This window comes from Silvania hatchlandensis (assembly GCF_025564065.1).
Lineage (GTDB): Bacteria > Pseudomonadota > Gammaproteobacteria > Enterobacterales > Enterobacteriaceae > Enterobacter > Enterobacter hatchlandensis.
Genome location: NZ_JAMGZK010000038.1, coordinates 113,338 through 123,193 on the forward strand (window position 1 = coordinate 113,338; position 9,856 = coordinate 123,193).

At 53.1% G+C, this 9,856-nt stretch carries 9 protein-coding genes and 2 pseudogenes; 7 read left to right on the top strand and 4 right to left on the bottom strand.

All coding sequences use genetic code 11. The annotated features are described in order from the left end of the window. Nucleotides 1-59: 59 nt before the first annotated feature. A complete protein-coding gene (locus M8014_RS03970) occupies nucleotides 60-2,114 on the bottom strand; it encodes a TonB-dependent receptor (protein ID WP_271281239.1) in 2,055 nt (684 codons plus the stop codon). Nucleotides 2,115-2,531: 417 nt separating this feature from the next. Between M8014_RS03970 and M8014_RS03975 the strand changes: the two genes are divergently transcribed. Together M8014_RS03975 and M8014_RS03980 are read left to right on the top strand one after the other, a co-directional pair. Continuing rightward, nucleotides 2,532-3,026, top strand: coding sequence for a glutathione peroxidase (locus M8014_RS03975; RefSeq protein ID WP_271281240.1), 495 nt, complete (start codon nucleotides 2,532-2,534; stop codon nucleotides 3,024-3,026). A 43-nt stretch (nucleotides 3,027-3,069) separates the two neighbouring features. Further along, complete coding sequence (locus tag M8014_RS03980; protein WP_271281241.1) at nucleotides 3,070-3,435, top strand: DUF596 domain-containing protein; 366 nt, start codon at nucleotides 3,070-3,072, stop codon at nucleotides 3,433-3,435. Between the two features lie 92 nt (nucleotides 3,436-3,527). Here M8014_RS03980 and M8014_RS22785 read toward each other — a convergent pair. After that, nucleotides 3,528-3,614: pseudogene (locus M8014_RS22785) on the bottom strand (LysR family transcriptional regulator); the annotation flags it as partial. On the opposite strand from M8014_RS22785, the pseudogene M8014_RS03985 reads away from it, so the two are divergent. The 3 genes and pseudogenes from M8014_RS03985 to M8014_RS03995 form a co-directional block, all read left to right on the top strand. Next, nucleotides 3,597-3,701, top strand: a pseudogene (locus M8014_RS03985) (EthD family reductase); the annotation flags it as partial. The pseudogenes M8014_RS22785 and M8014_RS03985 sit on opposite strands and share 18 nt — an antisense overlap. 72 nt (nucleotides 3,702-3,773) lie before the next feature. After that, a complete protein-coding gene (dapF, locus tag M8014_RS03990) occupies nucleotides 3,774-4,631 on the top strand; it encodes a diaminopimelate epimerase (protein WP_271281242.1) in 858 nt (285 codons plus the stop codon). A gap of 56 nt (nucleotides 4,632-4,687) precedes the next feature. Then, nucleotides 4,688-5,263 carry a CGNR zinc finger domain-containing protein gene (locus M8014_RS03995; protein WP_271281243.1) on the top strand — a complete coding sequence of 192 codons (576 nt, stop codon included), beginning with the start codon at nucleotides 4,688-4,690 and terminating at the stop codon, nucleotides 5,261-5,263. 271 nt (nucleotides 5,264-5,534) lie between these two features. On the opposite strand, the gene M8014_RS04000 is transcribed toward M8014_RS03995, so the two are convergent. Continuing rightward, nucleotides 5,535-5,918 carry a winged helix-turn-helix transcriptional regulator gene (locus M8014_RS04000; protein ID WP_271281244.1) on the bottom strand — a complete coding sequence of 128 codons (384 nt, stop codon included), beginning with the start codon at nucleotides 5,916-5,918 and terminating at the stop codon, nucleotides 5,535-5,537. A gap of 112 nt (nucleotides 5,919-6,030) precedes the next feature. Between M8014_RS04000 and M8014_RS04005 the strand changes: the two genes are divergently transcribed. After that, nucleotides 6,031-7,080: an NAD(P)-dependent alcohol dehydrogenase gene (locus M8014_RS04005; RefSeq protein WP_271281245.1), complete on the top strand. Its 1,050-nt coding sequence runs from the start codon at nucleotides 6,031-6,033 to the stop codon at nucleotides 7,078-7,080. Nucleotides 7,081-7,643: 563 nt separating this feature from the next. Here the strand turns inward: M8014_RS04005 and M8014_RS04010 are convergent. After that, nucleotides 7,644-9,005 (bottom strand): YncE family protein, encoded by a 1,362-nt coding sequence (locus M8014_RS04010; RefSeq protein ID WP_271281246.1) that lies wholly within the window; start codon nucleotides 9,003-9,005, stop codon nucleotides 7,644-7,646. Nucleotides 9,006-9,337: 332 nt separating this feature from the next. Between M8014_RS04010 and M8014_RS04015 the strand changes: the two genes are divergently transcribed. After that, nucleotides 9,338-9,736 (top strand): fosfomycin resistance glutathione transferase, encoded by a 399-nt coding sequence (locus M8014_RS04015; RefSeq protein WP_271281247.1) that lies wholly within the window; start codon nucleotides 9,338-9,340, stop codon nucleotides 9,734-9,736. Nucleotides 9,737-9,856: the final 120 nt, after the last annotated feature.

Below are 9,856 nucleotides of genomic sequence, written 5' to 3' on the forward strand. Positions count from 1 at the left end.
ATCTCCATGTCGCAAGGACAGTCAGGGGAAATGACGGGGGAAAGCCCCCGTCGCGGTTATCAGAACCAGATTTCCAGCGAAGCACCGACGAGGCGTGAACGCTGTTCGGTCGCGCTGTAGATATCGTTGCCGCTGATCATCACTTTACGATCGGCATCAAACAGGTTTTGTGCGAAGACGGTGGCGCGGCCATACATGAAGGTGTACGCCAGCTGGGCATTGGCGGACCAGTACGAGCCGACACGTCCGCGCGAGTCGTTATCGTAGGCGGAGTAGTAGGAGTCCGAGAAGGCGACGTTGCCGCTCAGCTCCCAACCTTGCCCCAGACGCCAGTTTGCGCCCGCGTTAGCCGTATAGGCTGGCGCGCGTGCCAGGTCGTGGCCTTCAACGCCGCTGCCCGGGAAGTCGGAAATACGGGTTTTCAGCAAGCCGACATTACCGAACAGTTCGACATCCCATACCGGCGTCCAGGTTGCCCCAAACTCAGCGCCCCAGGTTTCTACTTTGTCGGCATTGCGGATGACCGTCGAATTAGCCGCCAGGTAGTAGGGCAACTGCATGTCTTTGTAGTCGTTGTAGAAAAGATTCCCCGTCAGCACCAGGTTCGCATCATCCAGCTTGTGGCGGGTATAAAGCTCATAGTTCCAGACATATTCCGGGTCATAGGTATAGCTGGTAATAGGCGCGTTCAGGGTAATGCCTGCGCCACCGGCATTATAGCCACGGGCGATACGGGCACCCCAGGTCTGGTTTGGATCGGGTTTCCAGGTGACGTCGAGTTTCGGCAGGAAAACGTTATAGGTTTCGTCGAGATCCACGCGCACGGTTTTGCTGCCGCCAATGCGCTTGCGGTGCTCGCTTTCTACGCGGCTGGAGCCGGTGATATCCACCTGCGGTGTCACGGCGTAGGTCAATTCTCCATAGGCGGAGCTGGTGCGGGTATCGTCGGTAAAGGTCGAGCCGCCGAAGATATAGACCGACTCATCCTGAGAGGCATCAAAATAGCGCAGCCCCGCCAGGCCCCGGAAGGTGCTGTCCGCCGTACCGAAATGCGCCACGGGCTCCACGTGCACTTCGCGCCCGTCGATTTTGGCCCTCGGCAGACCGGTCGCCACATAACGGTTGATGTGATACCCGGTATAGATAAGCTTGTTCTCAAGCGTCAGGGCGTCGTCGGCCTGCCAGGAGAGATCCCAGATCCCGCTGTTGACGTTGCTTTTGAACACCGCCCGCCGCCAGTCGTATCGCGGATTGGTCGGGTGCGGCATCGGGTTTTGGCTTTCGTTCTGCGGCGAGCCGCTGTCGGCGTGGTTGAACGTCAGTTTGGTGGTCAGATCCTGCAACCCCGCAGGATTAAACAACAGTTTGGCCCGGGCGTTGGTGGTCTGGACTTCGCGCGGATCGCCGACCGGATCGTAGGCAGGCAGGTCGATATCACTGCGACGACGCTGGCGATCCACGCTGACACGAAACGCCAGCTGATCCTCCACCAGCGGGCCGGTGGCCATCATCGCCAGCTCGGAAGCGTGCTGATTCCCTGCCCCGCCTTTGAATGCGCTTTCCCATTCAAAGCTCGGATCTTTGGAGGTCATCACGATCGCACCGGCAATCGCGTTACGTCCCTGAATGTAACTTTGCGGCCCGCGGAACATCTCCACGCGCTCCATATCCCACAGCGTTTGCGGCCCATAAGCCTGCTCGTTGTAGGTCAGTGAACGACCATCCAGAGAGAGGCTGAGACGAGGTCGGGTGCCGCTCAGAAACGCCCCTGCACCGGTGCTGGGCCCGGAGCCGTCAATCCCGCGCACGGTGGGCAGATCGTTACCGATGCCAATATCGACGGTGTTGGCGGTCAGGCGCATCAGGTCCGTCACCGTTTCTGCCCCTGGCAGGCTATCGATACGGCGGCTGTCGAAGACTTCGACACTCGACCCGGTATCGAGAATCGAACGCGCGGTTTTTTCACCGGTCACGATCAAGGTCTCTTGATCCTGATAACTCTCTTCACTCGCTTCGGCCGCGCAGGCGCTGCCAGGAAGAGCCGAGAAAAGACCCAAAAGAAGAGGCGTGACCCCTCCGGCAAAATTAGAACGTACTTTTTTCAACGTGACCATAATGTGTCTGAGCCGCAGCGGACTCTCTCCCTTGTCCAGAAAAAAACATTCCTGTTGGTAATAAGAATGTCGTGAAACGACAATGTCCTGCGACCAGCACGCCCGACCCTGTGGCTTATTTCAGGCAAAAGCAGCCCTTGCCCCTCTATGTGGGAGCGATGAGTAATGTTGACGGGCGTAAAATTATGTTACAAACGATAAATGCTTGCATTTGTTAATGCAAATCATTCTCAACCACCATTATTAGCAGTTTCTTCGAGAGTGTTCTGCAGATATATAGCGAGCTTTATGCTGCGTGAGTGGCTAAGGTATTAATCGCGCGAACAAACAGCAGAGGAACGATGCCGAGTGCCCCAGCAACAACGTCCTGCGTGGCAGTATCGACATCGAAAGATGTTCTACTCTAAGGATTCCGATATGACCCCCTTTCATCAACTTACTGCCACCAGCCTGCGTGGCGAGCTTATCCCGATGGCCGACTATGCGGGCAAGCTGGTGCTGGTTGTGAATACCGCCAGCCACTGTGGCTTTACGCCACAATATGCAGGCCTTGAAGCGCTCTACAAGAAGTACTCTGCCCAAGGGCTGGTGGTTCTGGGTTTCCCCTGCAACCAGTTCGGTAAGCAGGAACCCGGCAGCGCCGACGACATCGCGCAGACCTGCCATATCAACTACGGGGTGAGCTTCCCGATGTTCGAGAAAGTGGAGGTCAACGGCGCCGGCGCGCACCCGGTATTTCGGTACCTGAAAGACGAATTGCCCGGCGTGCTGGGTGGGCGGATCAAGTGGAACTTCACTAAATTCCTGATCGGACGCGACGGTAAACCGCTCAAGCGTTTTGCCCCCTTCACCACGCCGGAGAAAATGGAAGCCGCCATCCTGGCTGCACTTAAAAGCGACCGGGTTCCGTAATTCGAACAGCTGCTGAAAGATCGCTAAGGATTAATGTTAAACCATGGAAAATACCCAGCAATTATATGCCTCGGTGATAAAGAGTGCTTATGGCCTGTCAATGGGGGCCTTATGGCAGCATTTGAGCATCGACTGCGCGGATGTTTCTGAGGATTACCTGTTCAGAAAGAAAGTGTTTTTTGAATTTCTGACGCGTTTATTAAAAGAGAAAAAAATTAAACTCGCTGCAAACAGCGTGTATTTGACCGGAACCCTCTCGGAGCAGTTAACCCTATTAAAAAATGCCTGGCCGCCCTACCCCTCTGATGATGAGGATAACGACCTGGACGAGTCTGGAATGTGGTTTTTGGTTAAGGCACCCGCGGGCCTGGTATGGTTAATGCCTGATGGCAAAGAGGTCTGGACGTAGCGCCGCTGAACGACGTCAACCGGGAAACCCTGTATGGCGGCGAGGAGCAAGGATATACAGACTCTCCGTTCTGGTCCGAAACCCAGGCGTAATCAATCAAGCAGGCCGTCATCGGCGGCCTTCACCAACGTGTCCACCACATAGCGGATTTTTGGCAACAGCTGGCGGCTTTTGACTCCCCTGTCGGAAAAGAAGCCTGGCAGGACGTGCCCAATTTCGTTGAGCACGCCGCAATTACTTACATTACCGAAATCCGAAAACGGTAATGTTTTACCCATCCGGCCAGTGAATGTATTGTAATGTGCAGTGAAATCAGCAGCTCAAGGCTAACCGACTCCATGACACCTTTACTCATTCATAAATACCACGGGCTGGGTAACGATTACCTGGTATGCCATCGTTCTGTTGCTGAACAGCTGAGCAACGAGCAAATCCGTATCCTGTGCCATCGCCACTATGGCGTAGGATCTGACGGTTTACTGATCGACAGTGGCGACCTGAACAACCCAACGCTGCGCATTATCAATCCGGATGGCTCGGAGGCCGAGAAAAGCGGTAACGGCCTGCGTATCTATGCCCGTTATCTTTTTGATATAGGGCGTGTCGGGCATCAGCCATTTTTAGTGCGCACCGCGGGCGGTGAGGTACATTGCACCGTGCATAACGATTTTCACCAGATCAGCGTGGAAATGGGCCGGGCTAATTTCAATCCAACGGCATTGCCCGCGTTAGTTAATTTGCCCGAGGCGTTGAATTATCCCCTCGCGCTGGCAGATGAAACCCTGTCAGTCGCGCTGGTCTCAATGGGTAATCCCCATTGCGTCGTACTTGTTGATAAGCTCGATTTGGCACAGGTTCATCGTTTAGGGCCACAAATTGAAAATCACCCCTGGTTCCCCCGACGCACCAATGTGCAATTCGTGGAAGTTGTCGATCGCCATACGCTGAAGATTGGTATCTGGGAGCGGGGTGCCGGATTTACGATGGCATCCGGTAGCAGCAGCTGCGCGGCTGCCAGCGCCATGCGCCGGTTAGGTCGGGTTGATGATCGGATTGACGTCAACATGCCAGGGGGGCAGTTGCAAATTACCATCAGAGACGATTTTCACGTCTGTATGCGTGGCCCGGTGCATAAGATCGCCAGCCTGACGGTGGATAAAGACTGCTTTGTCGCAACCGTTAAAGTGTCGATTTGAAGGTTAGGGTTAAATTTGGTAACCTGTCAAAATGATTTTATGAGTTACGCGCTATTATGGATCCCACACCAATTTCATCCCCGCCTCTCTTTCTGGCCGATAACCTTGCGCTGGATTTCATAAACAGTGAATACGGGACAGGTGATGAGCGACATGATTGTTTTGATGACGATCGTAGCGTCATAGACTGGCTGGTCAAGGCGGGCCTGGTCTCAAAAGGGACTGAAGCCCCCGCAGGGTTATTGGCAGAAGCCCACCCGTTCCGGGATGCCGCCAGGGCTGTCGTACACGCTGCAATGAACTCTGTTGCGGTTGATTTGGGTGTGATTAACAGGATCCTTAAAGAAGGGCATCCTCTGACGAGACTGCAATGGGATGAGGAGACACGGCAATATCATGCCGGCACGCATCCCGTCAGCAATAGTCCCGCAAGCCTTCTCTGGCCTGTTGCCGATGCCCTGGTGAAACTGGTCACAGGCAATAAATTTGAATTTGTGCGCCAGTGTGAAGCGCATAATTGTATTTTACTTTTCCACGATTTGAGTAAATCGCATCGCCGCCGCTGGTGCAGTATGGCAACGTGCGGCAATCGTATAAAAGTCGCAGCCTTCAGAAACAGGAAGCATTCATAGCGATTTTGACTACGCTCATCGTGAATAGATCGAGGTTTAAGTGAACTGGCTTTTCTTCCAGGGACGATGGTATTTGATATCCCCCATGCCGTTAGATGGCGAGTTCAGGTTAACAATACCCGGTGAGCGGACCAGTTTCATTCTCAACAGAAAGCAGATGGAACGAGCGGTTAAGGAGAGCCTGGCGTTATCAGGCAGCCCTTCTGCCTCTGATACACTTCAGCGTTGATTCGTTGTTCTCATAAACCCGCCGCGATACCCACCCTCTGATTTAGCTCGACGCCGTCTGATAATTAGCGTCCATTTCATCCAGTGCGGACTGATTTTCTAATCCCCACTGGTACATTTGCTCAATGGGTTCGGCAAAGGTTCTGCCAAGTGGGGTCAGACGGTAATCAACCTTTGGTGGGATCACGTCATACACATGGCGGGCAATCAGCCCTCGCATCTCCAGCTCTTTCAGCGTCTGGAACAGCATTTTCTTGGAAATCCCCTGCAAGCTACGCTGTAGCTCGCCGGTGCGTGCGCGTTCATCCGGCCAGTGATACAGCGCGTGGAGCACCATTGTGCTCCATTTAACTGAAAAAAGTTCCATCAGGCGGCGCGGCGGCGAGTCCGCATAGAAAAAGAGTTTACCCTCAACCCAGGCTGGCACTGTTCTATCCTCTGCTTATGGTCACCAAATGGTAACTACTATCAATATCGAACCCTGTTGACTATAGTCTGCCCTCTTGAGTTAGCCAAAACCAGCACATTCCTGAGGTCAGATGAAAATCAACGCATTAGTCGCGCATGACGCGGCACAACCCTTAACATCGGGCCAGGTGTCGCTGCGCGCGTTACAAAAGCAGGATGTCAAAATCGAGATCCTCTATTGCGGCGTGTGCCACTCCGATCTCCATATGGCGCGTAACGAATGGGCGGTTAGCCATTATCCACTGGTGCCGGGACATGAGATTGTCGGGCGCGTCGTGGACGTTGGGGACGAGGCCACCCATTTTAAACCCGGTGATATCGTCGGTGTGGGGGTGATGGTCGACTCCTGCCGCGAGTGCCATTTCTGCAAGCACCACGAAGAACAGTATTGTGAAGCGGGGTTTACTGCTACCTACAATGGCATTGATAAATATACCGGCGACAGAACCTGGGGCGGCTATGCGCAGAGCGTGATTGTCGATCAACATTTTGTTGTTTCTGTACCGCAAAACCTGCCGCTTGCCGGGGTTGCACCGCTGTTGTGTGCGGGCGTAACGGTATGGTCGCCGCTGCGGCATTTCAACGTTAAAGCAGGCGACCGTGTTGGTGTTGTGGGACTGGGGGGTTTAGGCCATATGGCGGTGAAGCTGGCCAGTGCGATGGGAGCGGAAGTGACCCTGTTTACGACCACCCCGGAGAAGGGCAAAGATGCCCGTCGTCTGGGGGCCAAACAGGTCGTGGTATCGCGCGATGCCGCGCAAATGGCTGCCTGCCAAACCTCGCTGGATTTTATCATTGACTGCGTAGCGGCCCCGCACGATCTGGATCCGTATCTGGCAACGTTAAAAACCAATGGCCGCCTGGTGCTGGTAGGCATTCCGGACCAGCCACACAATGCGCCGAATATTACCCCGATGGTGTTTCGACGTTTAAGCATCAGCGGTTCGTCGATCGGCAGCATTCAGGAAACCCAGGAGATGTTGAACTTCTGCGGCGAGCACAATATTACCGCCGATACTGAAACGATCGGTGGCGAGGATGTCGAGGCTGCTTTTGCCCGTATGCTTAAGGGGGACGTTAAGTATCGCTTTGTGATTGATATGCAGGCTACGCGCTGGTAGTGCGCGACAGGCACGTAGCCGTTACGGGCGGCCATTTCAGGCCGCTTAGTGCCAGGAGCGGACGTTTGTGGTTCCAGAGACACTTGAAGCTATTACCTTACCTGGAGTCTTTCATTGCATCCTGCTTCCCGGGATTGCATTGCTGTTGTGTCCCGGGAAGATAAAATTTTCCTGACCGGTCTGGATTGGTACCGCCCGGGCAACCCGCCCGGCCCGGAGCAGAAACAGTATTACTACCGTCTGATCCGTTTCCTCCATCAGAAAAATTCCCGCCATTACCGCCATTACCGCCATCAGCAGCATTTACAGCAAATGCGCATATGATAAAAAAAAACGCGAAAACACGCCGGCTCATAAAAAACTCCATTGTTTAACAATCAAATGTTCAACCTGGCCGCCATTGTAGGGCATGTCAAAGGATCAGGTCCGCTCTTCGCTCAGCAATCTCTTAGGAACTTGTGAACGGGCAGATTCGTGCAGCATACCCCCACCCCATAAGCGGCTGGGGGCCAGTAATAATGCCAGGCTAATCTGCCCGCGAATAACGTAGTGGATTAAAACCGTTATTTTTTGGGGGTGATTTTCGTCACTGAGCCCGTTTGAGCTTTATCCCCGGTAGTACCATACATAGACACCAGATAAACGGCACCATCAGGCGCGACAGTCAGGTGGTTTGGCGTATCATCCATCGGGATATTCGCAACCAGTTTACCGTCCTTGTCCAGAACAGCAACGGTTCCGCCTGCACGCGTGGCGGCGAACACCTGCGACGTCACCGGATCCCAAACGACAGAGACGCCCCCGGCACCAATGTAGGTATCGGCGAGAACCTTGCCGTCCGCATCAAGAACCACGACATTGTTCGTCTCCTGGGAAACGACGTAAAGACGGCCGGTTTTCGGATCGCGCGCGATGTCGGTTGCGCCTTGCGCCTGAGGTATTTTCACCGTTGTACTTTTGCTCGTTTTGAGATCAATCCAGCCCACCCAGGGCGTATCGCGGCTAACGCCATAGAGTTTTCCACCGGCACTGTCGAGCGCAAGATCTGTATTGTAAAACGCGTCGCGGCCGCGGTTCGTCACGAACGCCATCTGACCGATATGCTCCAGCGTTTTGGTATCATAAACCTCGATAAAACCGGTCAGCGCTGCGCTGACATAAGCCCGATTGTGGGCTTCATCAATAATCACATCGCGTGGATGTACGACCGTCCCCTCAGGAAAGACTTTCACGACGGAAAGCGTTTTTGCGTCATAGACGGTCACCGTCTCGGCAAGCGTATTTGTCGTCCAGACCTGGTTATGGACATTATCAATACCGATGCCGAAGACACCAATCTGCTCACCCTTTTTGTCTTTAGGCAGCGTGGCCTCCGCTTCGACAGCCAGCGTTCCGGCGTTCAGTCTCATCAGGCGGCTACCATCCTTCGGGCCGCGTGCAGAGGTCACGAACAGCTTGCCGTCGGCCGAAACTGCCGACTGGTAAGCTCGCTCACCGACGGGAATGGTTTGCAGCCTGAAAGCCTCCGTGTTTTTCGGGGGAACAATTTGGGACAATTTCAACATGACCTGCGAAACACTCGCCGGATTTTGCGTGATAACAGTGAGTGGATGGAGGCCTGTAGCGGCATCGGCCGGAATGGTTAACGGAATAGTGAGGTTTCCCTTCTCGTCGGCGGTCAGTGGTTTCGGTGTCAGGACTTCAGCACCATTCAGCATGGTGACAGTCGCGCCCGCCTGCAGGCTCTTAATCGATATAACCGTTTTATCTCCGGGCTTAACAGGAACGTCCCGTGATCCAGCACGGATACTGCCAGGAAAGGTAGTGGTAGCGGCTGTCCATTGGCTATCGGCGTATGCCGCTGTGGCAGTTGACATCGCAATCGTGGAGGCCAATAGCACTGAACGGACTGAAATTCTTCTCATCTTATCTCCATAAATTGAATAAATGCTGCATCTCAACGCAGCCACAGGTTATTCCCCATTCGCTGAGTCTTACCTTCCGTCCTGAGAAATATGTCTTGTTATTTGCGCATTCAACATACCATATGGATGCAAATAATTATCATTACTGTTTTGAGTGTTATCTTAAATGCGGGGGCGTTTGATGTGCTGCGGGCGAACGAGCTGAAGATTTTCCAGTAAGGGGCGGCTATGTGCCAACAAGAGACGTTAAAGCATTCGATTCACTCAGACGCTGAGCTAAAGTAATCTGAAGGTAACTTGTAACCTCATATATCTTGGTGAAGAGACACAGAATGCTGAACGGACTGAATCATATAACAATCGCCGTGAGCGATGTTTCAAGAAGCTTTGATTTTTATGTAAACAGACTTGGTTTTACACCAAAGGCCAAATGGGCCGGTGGTGCCTACCTTAGTCTTGGTAATCTATGGCTGTGCCTTTCTGCGGATTCTGTCGCTACTCGAGAAGATTACACTCATTACGCATTCAGTATCAGAAGCGAAGACTTCGATGTATATGTTAAAAAGCTGAAATCATCAGGCATTACAGAGTGGAAAATAAACAAGAGTGAAGGTAAATCAATTTACTTTTTAGATCCAGATGGACACAAGCTGGAAATTCATGACGGAAATTTGGATAGCCGCCTCAGAGCCTGCATAAAGCATCCTTATGAAAAAATGGAGTTTTTCTAATGTCGAGGAATGGAAGAGAGCAATGATATTTTGGCTTGTCAGAGTAGATGGAAATGGTCAATGTATCCACATACGGACGACTTCAACCTCGAATAGATATTCAGAACTGACGTCCGCTCC

Coding starts and splice junctions, on each gene's coding strand:
- M8014_RS03995 (WP_271281243.1), top strand. CDS start 4,688: ATGGATCCCACACCAATTTCATCCCCGCCTCTCTTTCTGGCCGATAAC.
- M8014_RS03970 (WP_271281239.1), bottom strand. CDS start 2,114: ATGGTCACGTTGAAAAAAGTACGTTCTAATTTTGCCGGAGGGGTCACG.
- dapF (WP_271281242.1), top strand. CDS start 3,774: ATGACACCTTTACTCATTCATAAATACCACGGGCTGGGTAACGATTAC.
- M8014_RS03975 (WP_271281240.1), top strand. CDS start 2,532: ATGACCCCCTTTCATCAACTTACTGCCACCAGCCTGCGTGGCGAGCTT.
- M8014_RS03980 (WP_271281241.1), top strand. CDS start 3,070: ATGGAAAATACCCAGCAATTATATGCCTCGGTGATAAAGAGTGCTTAT.
- M8014_RS04005 (WP_271281245.1), top strand. CDS start 6,031: ATGAAAATCAACGCATTAGTCGCGCATGACGCGGCACAACCCTTAACA.
- M8014_RS04010 (WP_271281246.1), bottom strand. CDS start 9,005: ATGAGAAGAATTTCAGTCCGTTCAGTGCTATTGGCCTCCACGATTGCG.
- M8014_RS04015 (WP_271281247.1), top strand. CDS start 9,338: ATGCTGAACGGACTGAATCATATAACAATCGCCGTGAGCGATGTTTCA.